Source organism: Streptomyces sp. NBC_01092 (assembly GCF_045039535.1).
Lineage (GTDB): Bacteria > Actinomycetota > Actinomycetes > Streptomycetales > Streptomycetaceae > Streptomyces.
In genome coordinates, this window is record NZ_CP108659.1 from 7,165,563 (window position 1) to 7,182,981 (window position 17,419).

The 17,419-nt window shown below is 70.4% G+C and carries 16 protein-coding genes; 9 read left to right on the top strand and 7 right to left on the bottom strand.

The features are described from left to right. Positions 1-43: 43 nt before the first annotated feature. Positions 44-724 carry a spermidine synthase gene (locus tag OG254_RS32755; RefSeq protein ID WP_405588932.1) on the bottom strand — a complete coding sequence of 227 codons (681 nt, stop codon included), beginning with the start codon at positions 722-724 and terminating at the stop codon, positions 44-46. A gap of 211 nt (positions 725-935) precedes the next feature. Here OG254_RS32755 and OG254_RS32760 point away from each other — a divergent pair, with 211 nt between their 5' ends. Further along, the gene (locus tag OG254_RS32760) at positions 936-1,724 is read left to right on the top strand and encodes a rhomboid-like protein (RefSeq protein WP_405588935.1); all 789 of its coding nucleotides are present in this window, start codon (positions 936-938) and stop codon (positions 1,722-1,724) included. 190 nt (positions 1,725-1,914) lie between these two features. After that, positions 1,915-4,329 (top strand): endopeptidase La, encoded by a 2,415-nt coding sequence (lon, locus tag OG254_RS32765; RefSeq protein ID WP_405588937.1) that lies wholly within the window; start codon positions 1,915-1,917, stop codon positions 4,327-4,329. A gap of 87 nt (positions 4,330-4,416) precedes the next feature. Here the strand turns inward: lon and OG254_RS32770 are convergent, their stop codons facing one another. Then, positions 4,417-5,256, bottom strand: a complete 840-nt coding sequence (locus OG254_RS32770) for a lysozyme (protein WP_405588939.1) — start codon at positions 5,254-5,256, stop codon at positions 4,417-4,419. Positions 5,257-5,506: 250 nt separating this feature from the next. Here OG254_RS32770 and OG254_RS32775 point away from each other — a divergent pair, with 250 nt between their 5' ends. After that, positions 5,507-6,019 (top strand): MarR family winged helix-turn-helix transcriptional regulator, encoded by a 513-nt coding sequence (locus OG254_RS32775; protein WP_405588942.1) that lies wholly within the window; start codon positions 5,507-5,509, stop codon positions 6,017-6,019. 31 nt (positions 6,020-6,050) lie between these two features. Here OG254_RS32775 and OG254_RS32780 read toward each other — a convergent pair whose 3' ends face one another. After that, entirely contained in the window at positions 6,051-6,839 is a 789-nt protein-coding gene (locus tag OG254_RS32780) for a hypothetical protein (RefSeq protein ID WP_405588945.1), read from the bottom strand. A gap of 405 nt (positions 6,840-7,244) precedes the next feature. Here OG254_RS32780 and OG254_RS32785 point away from each other — a divergent pair, with 405 nt between their 5' ends. From OG254_RS32785 to OG254_RS32805, 5 genes are read left to right on the top strand one after another with little or no spacing between them, the layout of a single operon-like run. Continuing rightward, positions 7,245-10,016 carry a nitrate- and nitrite sensing domain-containing protein gene (locus tag OG254_RS32785; RefSeq protein WP_405588948.1) on the top strand — a complete coding sequence of 924 codons (2,772 nt, stop codon included), beginning with the start codon at positions 7,245-7,247 and terminating at the stop codon, positions 10,014-10,016. Then, a complete protein-coding gene (locus OG254_RS32790; RefSeq protein WP_351192048.1) occupies positions 10,013-10,516 on the top strand; it encodes a roadblock/LC7 domain-containing protein in 504 nt (167 codons plus the stop codon). The genes OG254_RS32785 and OG254_RS32790 overlap by 4 nt, the downstream gene beginning before the upstream one ends. Beyond that, entirely contained in the window at positions 10,513-10,962 is a 450-nt protein-coding gene (locus OG254_RS32795) for a DUF742 domain-containing protein (RefSeq protein ID WP_405588951.1), read from the top strand. The genes OG254_RS32790 and OG254_RS32795 overlap by 4 nt, the downstream gene beginning before the upstream one ends. Continuing rightward, on the top strand, positions 10,943-11,554 hold the full coding sequence (locus OG254_RS32800; RefSeq protein ID WP_351192044.1) for an ATP/GTP-binding protein: 612 nt from the start codon (positions 10,943-10,945) through the stop codon (positions 11,552-11,554). The genes OG254_RS32795 and OG254_RS32800 overlap by 20 nt, the downstream gene beginning before the upstream one ends. Positions 11,555-11,568: 14 nt before the next feature. Continuing rightward, entirely contained in the window at positions 11,569-12,822 is a 1,254-nt protein-coding gene (locus tag OG254_RS32805; protein WP_405588953.1) for a styrene monooxygenase/indole monooxygenase family protein, read from the top strand. Here OG254_RS32805 and OG254_RS32810 read toward each other — a convergent pair. The 4 genes from OG254_RS32810 to OG254_RS32825 form a co-directional block, all read right to left on the bottom strand. Continuing rightward, positions 12,740-13,927, bottom strand: a complete 1,188-nt coding sequence (locus tag OG254_RS32810) for an NlpC/P60 family protein (protein ID WP_405588956.1) — start codon at positions 13,925-13,927, stop codon at positions 12,740-12,742. The two genes, OG254_RS32805 and OG254_RS32810, sit on opposite strands and share 83 nt — an antisense overlap. A gap of 102 nt (positions 13,928-14,029) precedes the next feature. Then, positions 14,030-14,332 carry a hypothetical protein gene (locus OG254_RS32815; RefSeq protein WP_405588959.1) on the bottom strand — a complete coding sequence of 101 codons (303 nt, stop codon included), beginning with the start codon at positions 14,330-14,332 and terminating at the stop codon, positions 14,030-14,032. 14 nt (positions 14,333-14,346) lie between these two features. Next, positions 14,347-15,000 (bottom strand): TetR/AcrR family transcriptional regulator, encoded by a 654-nt coding sequence (locus OG254_RS32820; RefSeq protein ID WP_405588962.1) that lies wholly within the window; start codon positions 14,998-15,000, stop codon positions 14,347-14,349. A 245-nt stretch (positions 15,001-15,245) separates the two neighbouring features. Next, positions 15,246-16,184: a diiron oxygenase gene (locus OG254_RS32825; RefSeq protein ID WP_351192034.1), complete on the bottom strand. Its 939-nt coding sequence runs from the start codon at positions 16,182-16,184 to the stop codon at positions 15,246-15,248. Positions 16,185-16,309: 125 nt separating this feature from the next. Here OG254_RS32825 and OG254_RS32830 point away from each other — a divergent pair, with 125 nt between their 5' ends. Continuing rightward, positions 16,310-17,416, top strand: a complete 1,107-nt coding sequence (locus OG254_RS32830) for a ferritin-like domain-containing protein (RefSeq protein ID WP_405588964.1) — start codon at positions 16,310-16,312, stop codon at positions 17,414-17,416. Positions 17,417-17,419 lie beyond the last annotated feature (3 nt).

The following is a 17,419-nucleotide window of genomic DNA, read 5'->3' on the forward strand; positions in this document are numbered from 1 at the left end:
TCCGCGTCAGGTGAGCAGAGTACGGGGAGTCACCGTGCCACGGCTATCCAGGTCGTACGGCGAGGTGTACGACGTCCGGAACGCCCCGGGCAACGGGGATCTCTTCGGTACGCACCTGCTGGAATCCGGCATTACACAAGGTTTCTTCGAATTCCGGAGAGGGTCGGGCGGACCATACGGCCAGTACCCCGCCGGGCCTCAACACCCGTGCACAGGCCGCGAGTCCGCCCGGTGAGTAGAGGCTGTCGTTGCCCTCGGTGACAGTCCAGCCGGGGCCGTTGTCGATGTCGAGACACAGTGCGTCATACGTGTCGGAAGTCTCATGTACGTACGCCACGAGATCGGTTTCCACAATCCTGGTGCGCGGGTCGGCGACGGCGCGGGCGGAGAAGTGCGTCAGGGGTCCGTCAAGATGCCAGCCGATAATCGCGCTCTCGCGCTCCACGACGGTGATCCGTCCCGGGCGGGGATCGGCGGCGGCGTGTGCGAGCGAGAAGCCGACGCCGAGCCCGCCGATCAGCACCTCCGGATCCGGCCGCCCCGCCTCCAGCGCACCGAGTGCCGCGTCCACGAGTAACCGCTCCGAGCGTCCGTCGGAGGTGTCCATCAGGAAACAGCCGTTCGCGATGATCTGGAGCAGGTCACCGTGCCGTCTCAACACGATCTCGCCGTGGGGGCCTTCGCGACGGTCCAGGACTTCGGGAGTGTCGTACGAAGTGGGCATCCGGCCATCCTCGCAGGTCCGGGGTGGGCCGGCCGAGTGAATTACGCCGACGGGTGGCACCGGGTTGACGCATGCCAGGGTCGGGACCGTCTTGGGAGGACGCATCCGCTTCTTGAGAGGTTGCTGAGAATCGGCTGTCGTGTGACGACGATCACAGACATGTGGGGCGAGGCGGGCCAAGGCTGAGGGGAAACGGAAGGAGCGCCTCAGCGTGGAACGTCCTGTGGCAGACGCGGCGCTGCCGGATGTGGCGGGGCTGCTGGACGGGATGCCGCAGCAGCGGAGGCCGCGCCCTGCCCCTGCCGTGCCGGCCTCGGTGCCGGCCGCCGAGAACGCGACCGAGGCACCGAAAGCCCGAGCCTTCCGCCCCTGGCGCCTGCTCCCCACCCCCACCGGCACACCGTTCACCTTCGCCTACGTCGTCGTCCTGACCGTCACCTCCCTGATCGCCACGTACGCCGACCCCGCCCTGGTCCACGCCCTCCACCAGGGCTCCAGCACCGACGTGGCGCACCTGCTGCACACCCCCGTGGTGGTGCTGTTCGCCAGTGCTCTGTGGATAGCGGGCGGGATCTGGGCGCCGTACACGCTCTGCCTGCTGCTCGTGCTCAACGCGCTGGAGCGGCGCGTCGGCGGGGTGCGCGCGGCCGTCGTCTTTCTGGTCGGGCACGTCCTGGCCACCCTTGCGACCGAGGTCCCCGTGGGGCTCGCGGTGCTGGTCGGCCGGCTGCCCGACAGTTCGCTGCACCGTCTCGACTACGGCGTCAGCTTCGGCGTCGCCACGAGCATCGGCGCGCTCACCGGGATGCTGCGGCCGTGGCTGCAGTGGCCCGTGCTGGCGCTGTTCGGCGCCCTGCTGGTCCAGGACCTGCTGCACCTCACCGACCCACTGACCAACTGGGGGCATCTGATCGCCCTGGTCATAGGGGTCGGGCTGTGGCCGGTGGTGCGCCGGTGGCGGGCGGCCGGGGCGGCCTCGCCTTCGGTCTCGGCTGCCTAGAGCCGCTCCTCCTCACGGGAACGCTCCTCCCCACGGGAAGGAGTGCGCCCCGGCCTGCGTTCACTTACGAAAGCCCAGGTGACGGCGTGTGGCGCAGGTGATCGCTCACAGCGAACGGACGCCTGGGAACATTCGAGCCGCCCCGTGCATTGAGTCGGCATAACTCAACTTGACTGCCTAAGGGGAGATCATGGCTTCGACGTCCACTTCGCTCACCCTGCCCGTGCTGCCCCTCGACGACGAGGTCGTGCTCCCCGGGATGGTGGTCCCGCTGGACTTGAACGACGCCGATGTGCGCGCCGCGGTGGAGGCCGCCCAGGCCGCCGCCCGCTCCACACCCGGAAAGCCCCGGGTGCTGTTGGTGCCACGCATCGACGGGACGTACCCGGGCACCGGTGTGCTCGGCACCGTCGAGCAGGTCGGCCGGCTGGCCGACGGTGACCCGGGCGCCCTGATCCGCGGTCGCGGCCGGGTGCGCATCGGCGCCGGGACGACCGGGCCCGGCGCGGCCCTGTGGGTCGAGGGCACGCGGATCGACGAGAGCGTGCCCGAGCCGGTGCCCGGACAGGTCGCCGAGCTGGTGACGGAATACAAGGCCCTCGCCACCGCCTGGCTGCGCAAGCGCGGCGCCTGGCAGGTCGTGGACCGCGTCCAGGCGATCGACGACGTGTCCCAGCTCGCCGACAACTCCGGTTACTCGCCCTTCCTGACCACCGAGCAGAAGGTCGAGCTGCTGGAGACCGCCGATCCGGTCGCCCGTCTCAAGCTCGCCACCCAGCAGCTGCGCGACCACCTCGCCGAGCAGGATGTCGCCGAGACCATCGCCAAGGACGTCCAGGAAGGCGTCGACAAGCAGCAGCGCGAGTTCCTGCTGCGCCGCCAGCTGGAAGCGGTCCGCAAGGAACTGCGCGAGCTGAACGGCGAGAAGGACGGCGAGGAGTCCGACGACTACCGCGCCCGCGTGGAAGCCGCAGACCTGCCGGAGAACGTCCGCGAGGCCGCGCTCAAGGAGGTCGACAAGCTGGAGCGCTCCAGCGACCAGTCGCCGGAGGGGTCGTGGATCCGCACCTGGCTGGACACGGTGCTCGAACTGCCCTGGAACGAACGCACCCAGGACGCCTACGACATCCAGGGCGCCAAGGCGATCCTCGACGCCGAGCACGCCGGCCTGGAGGACGTGAAGGAGCGGATCACCGAGTACCTGGCGGTGCGCAAGCGCCGTAACGACCGCGGCCTGGGTGTCGTCGGCGGCCGGCGCGGCGGTGCCGTGCTGGCGCTGGTCGGCCCGCCCGGTGTCGGCAAGACCTCACTCGGCGAGTCCGTCGCGCACGCGATGGGGCGCAAGTTCGTCCGGGTCGCCCTCGGCGGCGTCCGCGACGAGGCCGAGATCCGCGGCCACCGCCGTACGTACGTCGGCGCGCTGCCCGGCCGGATCGTCCGGGCCATCAAGGAGGCCGGTTCGATGAACCCGGTCGTCCTCCTCGACGAGATCGACAAGGTCGGCTCGGACTTCCGCGGCGACCCGGCCGCGGCGCTCCTGGAGGTCCTGGACCCGGCGCAGAACCACACCTTCCGCGACCACTACCTGGAGGTCGAACTCGACCTGAGCGACGTGGTGTTCCTGGCGACGGCGAACGTCCTGGAAGCCATCCCCGAGGCCCTGCTGGACCGGATGGAACTGGTCCGTCTCGACGGCTACACCGAGGACGAGAAGATCGTCATCGCCCGTGACCACCTGCTCCCGCGCCAGCTGGAGCGGGCCGGTCTGAACAAGGACGAGGTCGCCATCGACGAGGGCGCCCTGCGCAAGCTCGCCGGTGAGTACACGCGCGAGGCGGGCGTCCGTAACCTGGAGCGCTCCATCGCGCGGCTCCTGCGCAAGGTGGCCGCCGAGCACGAACTGGGCGAGCGGAAGCTGCCGTTCACCATCGCGGACGCTGACCTGCGCGATCTGATCGGCCGGCCGCACCACGTGCCCGAGTCCGCCCAGGACCCGGCGGAGCGGCGCACGGCGGTACCCGGTGTGGCGACCGGCCTCGCGGTCACGGGCGCGGGCGGTGACGTCCTGTTCGTGGAGGCGTCGCTGGCCGACCCGGAGACGGGCGCGGCGGGCCTGACCCTGACCGGCCAGCTGGGTGACGTGATGAAGGAGAGCGCGCAGATCGCCCTGTCCTTCCTCCGCTCCCACGGAGCCGAGCAGGAACTGCCGGTCGCGGACCTCAAGGACCGGGGCGTGCACATCCACTTCCCGGCGGGCGCGGTGCCGAAGGACGGCCCGAGCGCGGGCATCACGATGACGACGGCGCTGGCGTCGCTGCTCTCGGGCCGCCTGGTCCGCACGGACGTGGCGATGACGGGCGAGGTCTCGCTGACCGGCCGGGTCCTCCCGATCGGCGGCGTGAAGCAGAAGCTGCTCGCGGCGCACCGGGCCGGCGTCACGACGGTCATCATCCCCAAGCGCAACGAGCCCGACCTGGACGACGTCCCCGCCGAGGTGCTGGACAAGCTCGACGTCCACGCCGTGACCGACGTCCGCCAGGTCCTGGAACTGGCCCTGGCGCCGGCCACGAACGGCGCGGCCCCGGAGGTTCCGGTCGCGGCGTGACGGACGCGACCGGACCGGCAAGGCCCGGGTCCCGTGAGGGAGGCCCGGGCCTTCGCCGCGCCTCGGGGCGGGGCGTGCGGTGGTGGGTCAGCCGTCGGCCAGGGCCTGAAGGCGGTCGAGTGCCCCGTTGAACTTGTTGTGGTCGCCGACGCTCGGGCCGGAGGACGTGTACTGCCACATCGTGTAGTAGCTCCACCCCGCCGGGAGTTCGCCCACCTCGGTGGCGTACCGGGCGACCCACAGGGGGTTGGTGGTGGCGAAGCCGCTGTAGTTGCCGGTGCACTGCTTCCACCAGCTCGTGGCCGTGTAGATGACGGCGTCGCGGCCGGTGCGGGACTTGTACTGGTTCAGGAAGTCGCGGATCCAGGTGACCATCGCGGTCGGGGTCTTGCCGTAGCAGGCGGCCCCGTACGGGTTCCACTCGATGTCGAGGGCGCCCGGCAGGGTCTTGCCGTCGCCGGACCAGCCGCCGCCGTGGTCGACGAAATAGTTCGCCTGGGTTGCTCCATTGGTGGTGTCCGGGGTCGCGAAGTGGTAGGAGCCGCGGATCATGCCGACGTCGTAGGAACCGTTGTACTGCTGGGCGAACGAGGGGTTGGTGTAGTACGTCCCCTCGGAGGCCTTCACATAGGCCCACTTGACCCCGCTGCTCCACAGGGTCGGCCAGGCGACGTTGCCTTGATGGCTGGAGACGTCGACGCCTTCGGTCGATGCGGCCAGGTCGGCGGAGGGGACACCGTCCACTCCGTCGTGGGCGGCGACGCCCATTCCCATGTAGGCGGAGCCGCGGGGCGGGGTGTCGTCGGCGGAGGCGGGGGTGGGTGTGGCGGTCAGGGAGACGAGGATCAGGGTCAGGGCCGCGGCGAGCAGGAGCCCGGCGCGGTGCGGGCGCGGGGGGCGGAGCGGTTCGGATCTGTGCACGGGCATAGCGTGCCTCCGAAGACTCGGTGACGCTCGGTGGGGAAGTCGCGCGTGTCCGTGACCGGACTCCGGCGGATGAGCGTGGCGTGGGCATGCCAGTCACGGTTCTGACAGAGAAGCTAGGCAGCCGGAAGACCAGGTGGAAGGGGGTTCGGAGGCTGCCGTTGGTCTACGCCTGCGAAATACTGACGGAGCTGCGGCAATGACGGCGGTCGGCGGAAACTTTCAGGACCGGGAAATCGAGGCAGGGACTGACGTGCACGAAGACGGAAACGGCGACGGACCGCGAGTCGAATCCGGGGGCGCCCCCTCCGGCGGAGAGTCCCGTGGTGGTCCGGGCCGGCCCGAATTCCTCGACCTGGAACGTGAGCTGACGGTGCTGCTGCGGCGCGCCCGGGCCAAGCAGGGCGAGATGGCCCGCGAGGTCCATCCGGACCTGGAGTCCGCGGCGTACGGCCTGTTGGTCCGTCTGGGGGAGGCGGGCCGCCAGCGGGCCACCGAACTCGCCGCCTACATCGGCGTCGGCAAGGCCACCATGTCCCGCCAGCTGCGCGCCCTGGAGGACCTGGGCCTGGTCGCGCGCGAGCCGGACCCGGCCGACGGGCGGGCATGGCTGGTGCATCTGACCGAGCTGGGGCGGGGGCGGGTCGCCAAGGTGCGCGAGGCCCGCCGCGCCAGCTATGTCGAGCAGCTGTCCCATTGGGACCGGCGGGAAGTGGCGGAGCTGGCCCGGCTGCTGAACCAGCTGAACCGGGGGATGGAGAAGTAGCCGGCAGCGGTACGCGGCAGGAGCAGGAGGCTCACAACTCGACGTACACGACCGTCGCGTCGTCGTGCGTCTTGCTCCGCCGCAGATACGTCCGCTCCTGCGCGTCGGCCGTCTCCAGCGCCCGCACCCGGTCCACCAGTGCCTGCGCCCCCTCCTTGCGGACGAACCGGAAGCAGTCCGCCCAGTCCCCCTCGCGGAACTTCTCCACCCACCTCGTCGCGCCGTCCGTCAGCGCGGCCAGCGCCCGGACGTCGGCCCGCGGCAGCACCCCGGTCACCGCCCGGGCCGCGACCGACGGATCGGCGGCGGCCGTGAAGAAGCCGCCCTCCTTGTTGCGGACATGAGCGTCGATCAGCGCGTCCGTGGCGAGGGAGGCGCGGGGGAGGCGGGCCAGGCGGTCGTCCAGGTACGGCGTGATCACGCCGTCCGGGGACTCGGTCAACAGGGTCGAGTCCGAAAGGATCAGGTACTCCACCGTCTCGGCCGACCAGCGCACCACAACCACCGTTGCCTGTGGGGTTCGTGGGTGAGAAAGGTCACAGGTTTGTGTATGTGCCTCGGAGGTACGCGTGATGGCGCCGGCGAGGGCGTCCGCGAGGGGAACATCCGGGAGTGAAACGGTCAGTTCGGTCAGCGCTCCGCCGAGCCGCGCGGTGAACCAGGGGACGGAATGCAGGCAGCCCGTCTCGCCTCGCGGCGGAGTCACCCCGTCCAGGACGACCAGTGCGCCGCCCTGTCCCGAGGCGGGCAGGCCGACACTTGCGAAGTCCTCGTTGGGGCGGGCCGGATCACCGGACTCCGAAACAAGCTCTGTTCGCATTCGGTCAGTCTGCACGAGCCCTTCACAAGGCTCGCGAACGGGTCGCAGTAGTTGCCGAATGGGTGCACACACGCAGGTCAGGCGCCTGATTTGAGGGGGAATGCAGCGCTCCGGCCGGGCGTGGCGGCGAATACTGCCATCGCCTGCCGCGGACGTCCAACCGGCCCGCCGCGCAGGGCATGTGCGTGCGCCGGAGGAACTTGCCCGCCAACTCTCCTCCGGGGTTCACTCCTTCGAGTGGCGGGTCAGATGTTGCGCGGCCGTCGCCCACCGGCACTGGGAGGGTCGGGGACCGGTGAGGGCATCCCCTGCTCGAGCGAAGTCGAGAGCTTGGGGGAGGGTGTACGTACCGTCGGCGCCAGTTGACGGAGCGTCATCCGGACCCATGGGTATCACGAGTCAGGAATGCGAGCACCGGTGCAGAAGATGCGGCCACGTCGCTCAGGCAAGCAGACGGCCTCCGCGGGGGGCGCGCAGCCCACTCCCACTACCACCGCCGACATCACACCCGCCGGCAAGGGGCGCCCGACACACGTACGGAACCGGCTGATCGTCGCCGTGGCCGTCGTGGCCGTCGCCATAGCCGGGGCCGGTGTCCCTTCGATCGTCGCCGCCTCCGGGCAACTGCACGACTCCCAGGCGCTGGTGACCCTCGCCGAACAGACCGGGGACGCGCTCACCCTCGCGCACTCCCTCGCCGACGAGCGCGACGAGGTCACCACCTACATCGCCGCAGGCCGCCCCAAGTCCAAGGCGCCCAGCGAGCAGCGCAGCGCCCGCGTCGACCGGCAGGTCGAGGAACTGCGCGCCGACCCCGACGCCCCCGACTCACTGCATGCCGACCTCGACGGCATCGCGGCCCTGCGCCGCTCCGCGCTCACCGGCAAGAGCACGGCACTGGAGGCGCACGGGGCCTACTCGGCCGCCATCGCCGAACTCCACCGGCTCGCCGAGCACCTGGCCGAACAGATGCCGCCCCGCGCCGGCTCCGGCACCTATGCGCTGGCCGAGCTGGACTCCGCCGTACAGCAGGCCGCGGCCGCCCGTGGGCTGCTGCTCGCCGCGCTCAGCGTGCCGACCACCACCGAGACCGTCATCGACCCGGTCACCGGCCTCGCGAGCACCCAGGAGACCTCCTCGGGCGCTGACGCCAAGCAGCGCGACGCCCTCAGCACCGCCGCCCAGCAGGCCCGGCTGCGCTCCGACGCCGCCCTCGTCGACTTCCGCGACACCGCCCCCAAGAGCGCGCGCACCTCGTACGACTCCACGGTCACCGGCCCCGAGGTCGACACCGCCGAGCGGTATCTGGCGTCCCTCACCGACCAGCCCACGCTCTCCGACCGGGACCTGGCCACCAGCACCGAGCGTGCCGAGGCCGCCCTCTCCGCCCGCGTCGACATGATGCGCGGCGTGGAGTCCGCCCTCTACGACCGCCGCACCAAGGCCCTGGAGCAGCTCCGTGACGACGACGTCACCGCGCTGGAGATCCGTATCGCGATCCTCGGCGCCCTGATGCTGCTCGCCGTCGGCGTCGCCACCGGCATGGCCCGCAGCCTCACCCGGCCGCTCGCCGTGCTGCGGATCGGCTCCGCCCGCCTCGCCCGGGCCGAGGACCCGGCGGCCGAGGAACCCGTCAAGTTCACCGGGCGCAACGACGAGTTCGCGCAGGTCGTCAACTCCGTCAACGCCCTGCACGCGCACGCGCTCGCCCTCCAGGAGCGCATCACCACCCTGGAGTCCGACCGCAAGCACCTGGTCGGGCAGCGGCAGAAGATGGCCGACGCCCGAGAGGGGCTGCGCGCCGAACTCAGCGAGTCCACCGCCCAGTTGGAGCGGATACGCGACAGCATCGGCGGCTCGTTCGTCAATCTCGCCCTGCGCACGCTCGGTCTGGTCGAACGCCAACTCGCTGTCATCGAGGGCCTGGAGGAGCGCGAGCAGGACCCCGAGCGCCTCGCGACCCTCTTCAAGCTCGACCACTTCGCCACCGTCATGCGCCGGCACAGCGAGAACCTCCTGGTCCTCGCCGGCACCGAACACGTCCAGCAGCACGCCGGACCGGTCCCGCTCGTCGACGTGGTCCGGGCCGCGGTCAGCGAGATCGAGCGGTACGAGCGTGTCCGCATCGCCGCGCTGCCGCCGCACGCGCACGTGGCCGGGTTCGCCGCCGACGACCTCTCGCACCTGCTGGCCGAACTGATGGAGAACGCCACGTCGTTCTCCCCGCCCGACCTTCCCGTCGAGGTCTCCGGCTGGCTGCTGGAGAACGGCGAGGTCATGATCTCCGTGCAGGACGAGGGCATCGGCATGACCGCCGAGCGCATGACCCGCCTCAACTCCCGCCTCGCCGACTTCGACCCCGAGGCCACCTACGAGCAGGAGGGCGAGGACGGCCAGGGCCTCGGCCTCTACGTCGTCGCGCGCCTCGCCCACCGCCACGGCGTCCGCGTCCAGCTGCGCGAGCAGAAGCAGGGCGGGATCGCGGCGGTCGTGGTCCTGCCCAAGAACCTGCTGGCCCCCGCCCCCACCGCCGCGGTCCCCTCGGACGCCCCGCACCACACCGCCACCCACGCCTTCACCCTTCCCGGCGCCGACGCGGAGGCCAACTCCAACGTCCTGCGCGGCCGGGCGAAGAACGCCGACCCGCTGGTCGCGCTGGCGGAGAAGGCCCTACGGGAGACGGACGAGGCGGACGGCGTCGTAGCGGATGCGGACGCGGATACGGACGAGGCGGACTACGTCGTAGCGGATACGGCGGCCGAGACTCCTGCCGAGACGACCATGGAGCTCCTGCTCCCGGAGACGTCCGAGGAGTCGGAGCCCCCGGCCGCCCCCGACCCCTACGCCATCGGCCCCGACACGCACGAGCGTGCCCGGGACGACCGGGACGCACAGGAGGAGGGTGGCGAGCCCGAGGAGGCCGTCACCGACAAGGGGCTGCCCAAGCGCACCCCGAAGATCACCGCCCCGGCCCAGGCCCCGCGCCAGCGGACCGGCGGCGTCGATGCCGAGGCCCTGCGCAGAAGGCTCGGCGGATTCCGCCGGGGCGCGGAGGCAGGCCATCGCGATGTCCAGGCGGAGATCGCCGAACAGACCGGTCAGAGCAAGGCACCGACCGCAGGCATCACCGAGTCCGAAGCAGCTACGGGGGGCACAGTCGAGGAGGCAAGCAGTTGACGGCGCCCAGTACCTTCGGACTGAGCAGTGAAGCCCGCAACCTGCACTGGTTGTTGACGAATCTGGTCGAGGAGGTGCCGGGCATCCAGTCAGTCGCGGTGGTCTCCTCCGACGGGTTGCTCCTGCTCTCCTCGGACCACGCGCGCAACGAGGCCGCGAGAGAGGCGAGGACCGCGCGGCCCACCGGCCCGCGCGGCTCGTCCGCCGACCTCGCCACCGTCGTCTCCGGCATCGGCAGCCTCACCATCGGCGCGGCCGCCCTGATGCAGTTCGGCGGGGTGAAGCACACGATGGTCGCGATGGACGAGGGCAGCCTGTTCGTGATGTCCATCAGCGACGGCTCACTGCTCGGTGTGCACGGCTCCGCGGACTGCGACATGAGCGTCGTCGCCTACCACATGGCGCTCTTCGTCGGCCGGGCCGGCCATGTCCTCACCCCCGAACTCCGCAGCGAGCTACGGAAGTCGCTGGAGGCCGCCTCGGCAGGGAGCACCCGATGAACAACGCCCCGAAGAACAGGCCCCAGCTCCCCGTCCGCGGCGGTGACCGCAAACCCGCCCGCGTACGCCCCTACTCGCTCACCGGCGGCCGTACCCGCTTCGGCCACGTCCTCCTCGTCGAGACGTTCGTCGCGGCTCTGGAGGCCCCCGAGGAGCGCAAGGAACTGACTGGGGGCACCTCCCACGCGTTCAGCAGTGGGGGAGGTTCCCTCGCAGCCCGGGTCATGCCGGAGATGCGGGCCATCGTCGAACTGTGCCGCCGTATGCGCACGGTGGCCGAGATCGCCGCGCTGCTGAAGATGCCGCTCGGCGTGGTCCGCGTGCTCCTCAGCGACCTCGCGGACCAGGGAAAGATCCGTGTGTACGGCACCGGAACCGGCCACGGCACGGGCCGGCCGGACCGCGCTCTGCTGGAAAGGGTGCTGAGTGGACTCCGTCGTCTTTGAAGACACCGATGAGGACCTGAAGTCCTGGCAGACGGACCGCACCCGGGCCCCGGTCGCGACGAAGATAGTCGTGGCGGGCGGCTTCGGTGTCGGCAAGACCACGCTGGTCACGGCCGTCTCGGAGATCACGCCCCTGCAGACCGAGGCGCTGATGACCGAGGCGAGCGAGGACACCGACGACCTCACCGCCACGCCCGGCAAGCTCACCACGACCGTGGCCATGGACTTCGGCCGCCTCACGCTCGACGACGACCTGGTGCTCTACCTGTTCGGCACGCCGGGCCAGCAGCGGTTCTGGTTCATGTGGGACGACCTGGTGCGCGGCGCGATCGGGGCGGTCGTCCTGGCCGACACCCGGCGGCTGAAGGACTGCTTCCCGGCGCTGGACTACTTCGAGAGCTGCGGGCTGCCGTACGTCGTCGCGGTCAACCACTTCGACGACAGCGAGCTGTTCGAACCGGCGGACGTGCGAGAGGCGTTGACGATCCCCGCGCACGTACCTGTAATGATCATGGACGCGCGGCGGAGGATCTCCGTCATCGAGACCCTCCTGTCCCTCGTCGGCCACGCGCTGGACGTCACCCCCGAGTAGGAGAACAGCCCCGCATGCGGAAGATACTCGTCGTCGGAGCCGGCCAGGCCGGACTCCAGATCGCCCTCGGACTCCAGTCGAACGGGTACGAGGTCACCCTGATGTCCAACCGGACGGCGGACGAGATCCGCTCCGGGCGGGTCATGTCCACGCAGTGCATGTTCCACACGGCGCTCCAGCACGAGCGAGACTGCTCGCTGAACTTCTGGGAGTCCCAGGCCCCGAAGATCGAGGGACTCGGCGTGTCGGTGGCGGCCCCCGGCTCCTGGAACGAGGGCCCGGCGGTGCGCGCGATCGACTGGCTGGGGCACTTCGACGCGTTCGCGCAGTCCGTCGACCAGCGGGTGAAGATGGCCGGCTGGATGGAGACGTTCGCCCAGCGCGGCGGCCAGCTGGTCATCCACGGCGCGGCGGTCGGCGACCTCGACTACTTCTCCCGTACGTACGACCTGGTGCTGGTGTCGGCGGGCAAGGGCGAGCTCGTCCAGATGTTCGGCCGGGACCCGGAGCGTTCCCCGTACGGAGAGCCGCAGCGCGCGCTGGCCGTGTCGTACGTCCACGGCCTGGGCCCGCGTCCGGAGCACCCGGACACCGAGGGCGTCCGCTGCAACCTCGTCCCCGGCGTCGGCGAACTGTTCGTCATGCCGTGTCTGACGACCTCGGGGCGGGCGGACATCCTGTTCTGGGAGGGCATACCCGGCGGGCCGCTCGATGTCTTCGACGGCGTGAAGGACCCCGCGGAGCACCTCTCCCTGACCCTGGAACTCATGGAGAAGTACGTGCCCTGGGAGTACGCCCGGGCCACCAAGGTCGAGCTCACGGACGCCGGCGGCACGCTGAGCGGGCGGTACGCGCCGACCGTGCGCAACCCGATCGGGCGGCTTCCCGGCGGCGGGCTCGTGCTCGGCGTCGCGGACGTCGTCGTGGCCAACGACCCCATCACCGGACAGGGATCCAACTCCGCGTCCAAGTGCGCCGCCGCCTACCTCGCCTCGATCCTGGAGCACGGGGACAAGGAGTTCGACGAGACCTGGATGCGCGCCACGTTCGACCGCTACTGGGACACCGCGCAGCACGTCACCAAGTGGACCAACGCCATGCTGGCGCCGCCGCCGGAGCACATCCTGAACCTCATCGGCGCCGCCGGCCAGGCGCAGCCGGTCGCCGACCGGTTCGCCAACGGGTTCAACGATCCGGCTGACTTCGAGAACTACTTCTACGATCCGGAGAAGACCGCGGCTTATCTCGCTGAGGCTTCTGGGGTCTGACCTTCGGGCGTACGGCGCCCAGGACCGGGTTCGACGCGATCGGGGAGATCCTGATCTTCTCGCCGGTGCGCGGGGCCTGGACCACCTTGCCCTTGCCCAGGTACAGGGCCACGTGCGTGGCGTCGGGGAAGTAGACGACCAGGTCGCCGGGGCGCAGCTCGGTCAGCGGGATGCGCTCGAGACGCGCCCACTGCTCCTGGCTGGTGCGCGGGATGCGCGTTCCCGCGTGGGCCCAGGCCTTGGACGTCAGGCCCGAGCAGTCGTAGGACTTGGGGCCCTGCGCGCCCCACCTGTACGGCTTTCCGAGCTGCCGTTTGGCGTAGCGGATCGCCCGGGCGCCCTCGGCGGACGGCTTGTGGTCGTCGTGCGCGAGGGCGCCCGAGTCGACGAAGGCACGCTGCGCCTTCGCCGTGTCCTTCTCCTCCAGCTGGGCCAGGGCGGCGAGCTGTTCCGTGGTGAGGGACGACAGGAGTTCCTCCACCTTCCGCAGGCGCTCCAGCACCGCGTCCCGGTCCTTCTTCTGGCGTTCGGCGAGGACGAGTTGGCCGTCCAGCGCCTTGCGGGCCTCGCGGGCCAGCGCGGCGGCCCTGTGCTCGGAGCCGGCCAGCCGGCCGACCGTCTCGGCGCGCTCGCGGGCCAGGCGGCCGATGACATGGCCCTGGTCGAGGGCGTGCTGCGGATCCTGGGCCAGGAGCAGGCGGACGTACGGGGAGATGTCGGTGGTGTTCTGGTACTGCTGACGGGCCAGGCGGCCGGCCGCGCCCCGGCTGTCGTGCAGAGAGAGGCGGGCGCGGGCCAGGGCGGTGTCCAGGCGGGCCACCTCGGCGCGCTGTCTCGCCAGTTTCTCCGCGGTGGCGTTGTAGGTCTCCGTGGCCTGCTCGGTCTCCCGGTACAGCCGCTGAAGGTCCGTCAGGAGCTCTGCGGTGGGTCGCTCTTGGGGGGCCAGGGGAGCGATGGGGGTCAGGGGGGCGGAGGCCACCGGGAGCGCCGGGGGCACGGGCAGCGCGGGGGATGCGGGGAACGCCGTCGCGGATGCCGGTGCGAGGAGCGTGACGGCCGTCGCGGCTGCCGCCGTACACACCAGACGGAGAAGCCTTCCTGACATGTCATCACCTCCGATGCGGACAGGCTCTCTGCTCCGCATCGCGAGCATCGGACGTGTGCGCCGGATCCGCGCGGCGAATGTGCGCGGTTCGGCGCAGTGCGGTCACTCGTCCGGGTCGTGCGGCTTGCCGTGCGGCGTGTTGTCCGGCTTGGACCACGGCCAGTTCAGGCGGCGGCTCTGCTGTCCCTCGGGGGCGTACTCGTACTTCCAGCGCTGGGACAGACCGACGCGGGTGCCAAGTTTCCGCGGTACGCGGCGGTAGACCAGGACCGTGGGCGGGCCGCCGTGCGGGTCGGGGACCGGGATGCGGTACGTCTTGGGCGGGTGGCCGGTGATGCCCAGCAGGACGGGGAGTACGCGGCCGTCCATGGGGCCGCCCTCGAACGGGGTGTCTTCGCTCTTCACTGCAACAGTGTCGGCTATAGGTCGGCCGCCAGCTTCCGGGTCAGCGCCTCAGTCTGGGCGTCCCGGGCCGCCGTGACGGCGAGCGAGGCCTCGAACTGGTCGACGAGCCAGTCCCGCAGGTCCGGCATGGGGGGTTGCTTGCCCTCGTCGAGCCAGATCAGGGAGGCCGCCTCGACCGCGGTGATCCACACCCGCACGGTCATCCGGAGCCGGAGGCCGGGGTCGGTGACGTCCAGGTGGCTGAGGATGTGCTCGGCGGCGGCGCGGCGGACGCCGTCGACGATGGCGGTGGTGCGGGAGGTCTCCACGACGCTGCCGCCCTGGAGCAGGGCGCTGAATCCGGTGTCGTGCTGGTCGACGAAGGTCAGATAGCGGTCGAGGGCGCGGGCGAGGCGGGGGAGGAGGGGGCCGTCGCGGGGTTCGTCGAAGCAGTGCTGGAGCTCTTCGGCGGCCGAGCGCAGGGCGGCCTCGTAGAGCTGTTGCTTGCCACCGGGGAAGTAGCGGTAGACGAGGGGGCGTGAGACGCCGGCCGCTTCCGCCACGTCGTCCAGGTTCACGTCCTCGGGGGTGCGGTGGGCGAAGAGCGTGAGGGCGGCGTTGAGGAGCTGGGTGCGGCGCTCCTCGACGCTCAGGCGGCGGTAGGCGGGGGTGGGGGCCGAGGGCGTCATGACCAGCAGCGTAGTGCCATCCGGGCGGTGGGCCGGGATGCCTGCGGCGGCCTGTGCGGGTGGGGTGGGGGTTCGCGTAGCGCCTGCGCGTGCGGTGTGGGTCGGGGCCGTGCCGGGGGGTGTCCGTCCTCGGTCGGGCGGTTGCTGTGCCTCAGAGAGGTGCTGTTGCTTGACGCCCGCCGCTGCGGGCGGACACCCCCCGGCACGTCCCCTTGCCGCCGTGCGCGGGTGCGGCTCCGTGCTCCTTACGCCAGTAGGCCGGACGACTTCCACAGGCGTCGGCCCACTCCGCGCAGTACGCCTATGTCGTCCAGGAAGTCCGTCAGGCGCTTGGCGCCTGTTTGCATGATCTCTCGGCGGTGGGCGCTGGCCTTTACCTGGGCCATGGCCTCTCGCTGGTCCAGGCCTACGTTGGTGTAGACCTCGGGGTTGACGAAGGCCACGGAGAAGATGCGGGCGAACTCGCCGGAGGTGACGCGGGTGAACTCCTGGGACCACTTCGGGGCCGTCACCATCTGGCGGCGCAGCTCCTCGCGGGCGTAGCGGACGTGGCGGGCCTCCTCGACCACGTGGATGCGCGTGACGCCGCGTATGAGGGGCTGGACGCGCTCGTCCGGGAAGGTCAGGCGCTGCATCCAGTCGAGGACCTCCTCGCCGAGGAGGGTGGCGGTGAAGGAGCCGGGGGTGGTGGAGATCGTCTTGAAGAGGCGGCCCAGGTGCTGATGGGCGCGGCTGACGGGGTACCAGGGGGTGTCACCGTGGGAGATCAGGCGGGCGAACATCTTGGAGTGGCGGCACTCGTCCTCGATCTCGGTGAGGGCGTAGCGCACGTGGGCGCTCGTCGCCGCCTTGTCGTAGATGTGGCGGACCAGGAGCTGCATCAGGATGATCTCGAACCAGATGCCGAGGGAGGCCAGTGCCGCCGACTCGTGCTGGGAGAGGAGGATGCGCTGTTCCTCGCTCATCCGCTTCCAGAGGGGGGTGTCGTAGAGCGAGACCAGCTCCGGCGGCCAGAACCACTTGCCCTCCTCGAAGGGCGCCTCCCAGTCCAGCTCCTTGTCGGGGTCGAAGGAGTGCTTGGCGGAGGAGGCAAGGAGGCGTTCGGCCACCTGTTCGCGGTCCTTGAGCAGCCCGAGTGCGTCGCGCAGCCCTTCGACCGCGTCGGCTTCCGTCAGGGTCGTCATCGGTCCCTCACCTCTGTTACCGGGGTACGTCGTCCGAGTCTTATGAGACTGCCTGTCAGCAAGGCCGTCAATCCCTTGCGCAGGACTTGTTGACCCCGCGTCTACTACGTGTGAGCCTGCCGAACATGCCGACATACGACCTGTACGCCAACGATCCGGGAGAACCTCACTGGGAGGTGCCGGCGGCCGGTGCGGCCCGTTTCAGCTGGGAGTACGACAACGGGCGCGACCGGCTGCTGGCCCTGTACCAGAAGGGCAAGGACAAGCAGTGGGACGGACAGCTCAGGATCGACTGGGATCTGGAGGTCGATCCGTACGACTCGCTCGGTACGCCCGAAGAGGCCATGGCGCTCTACGGGACGCCGTACTGGGCGAAGATGAGCGAGCGGGAGAAGGGTGACCTGCGGCGGCATTACGCCTCCTGGCAGTTCAGCCAGTTTCTGCACGGCGAGCAGGGCGCGATGATCTGTGCGGCGCGGATCGTGGAATCGGTGCCCGACATGGACGCGAAGTTCTATTCGGCGACGCAGACCATGGACGAGGCGCGGCACGCCGAGATCTACGGGCGCTTTCTGCACGAGAAGATCGGGATGGTCTACCCGATCAACGACAATCTGCAGTCCCTGCTGGGTGACACGCTGCGCGACAGCCGGTGGGACATGCCGTATCTCGGTATGCAGGTGCTGATCGAGGGGCTCGCGCTCGCGGCGTTCGGCATGATCCGCGACACGACCACCAAGCCCTTGCCCAAGCAGATCCTGGCCTATGTCATGCAGGACGAGGCGCGGCACGTCGCGTTCGGGCGGATGGCGCTTCGGGACTACTACAAGCAGCTCACCGATGCCGAACTCCGGGAGCGCGAGGAGTTCGTCATCGAGGGCTGCTATCTGATGCGGGACCGGCTGCGGGGCGTCGAGGTCCTGGAGAACTTCGGCATTCCGAAGGCCGAGGCGGAGGACATCAGCGAGCGCTCGGAGTTTCTGCAGTTGTTCCGGCGGCTGCTCTTCTCCCGCATCGTGCCCTGCGTGAAGGACATCGGGCTGTGGGGCAAGCGCCTTCAGCAGGCCTATGTCGACATGGGCGTCTTCGAAATGGGGGACTCGAATCTGGACCTGCTGATGGCCCAGGACGAGGAGATCGCCGAGCAGCTCGACGCCGAGCGGTTCGCGGTCGAGGAGCGGGAGCGGGTGGCCGAGGTCGAGGACGCGATCGAGGCGGGCGCGGAGGGCTGAACC

Bases quoted from the DNA above. Each gene is read 5' to 3' on its own strand.
- OG254_RS32785 (WP_405588948.1), top strand. From the start codon at position 7,245: ATGCGAGCACCGGTGCAGAAGATGCGGCCACGTCGCTCAGGCAAGCAG.
- OG254_RS32810 (WP_405588956.1), bottom strand. From the start codon at position 13,927: ATGTCAGGAAGGCTTCTCCGTCTGGTGTGTACGGCGGCAGCCGCGACG.
- OG254_RS32825 (WP_351192034.1), bottom strand. From the start codon at position 16,184: ATGACGACCCTGACGGAAGCCGACGCGGTCGAAGGGCTGCGCGACGCA.
- OG254_RS32820 (WP_405588962.1), bottom strand. From the start codon at position 15,000: ATGACGCCCTCGGCCCCCACCCCCGCCTACCGCCGCCTGAGCGTCGAG.
- OG254_RS32795 (WP_405588951.1), top strand. From the start codon at position 10,513: ATGAACAACGCCCCGAAGAACAGGCCCCAGCTCCCCGTCCGCGGCGGT.
- OG254_RS32770 (WP_405588939.1), bottom strand. From the start codon at position 5,256: ATGCCCGTGCACAGATCCGAACCGCTCCGCCCCCCGCGCCCGCACCGC.
- OG254_RS32780 (WP_405588945.1), bottom strand. From the start codon at position 6,839: ATGCGAACAGAGCTTGTTTCGGAGTCCGGTGATCCGGCCCGCCCCAAC.
- OG254_RS32830 (WP_405588964.1), top strand. From the start codon at position 16,310: ATGCCGACATACGACCTGTACGCCAACGATCCGGGAGAACCTCACTGG.
- OG254_RS32755 (WP_405588932.1), bottom strand. From the start codon at position 724: ATGCCCACTTCGTACGACACTCCCGAAGTCCTGGACCGTCGCGAAGGC.
- lon (WP_405588937.1), top strand. From the start codon at position 1,915: ATGGCTTCGACGTCCACTTCGCTCACCCTGCCCGTGCTGCCCCTCGAC.
- OG254_RS32805 (WP_405588953.1), top strand. From the start codon at position 11,569: ATGCGGAAGATACTCGTCGTCGGAGCCGGCCAGGCCGGACTCCAGATC.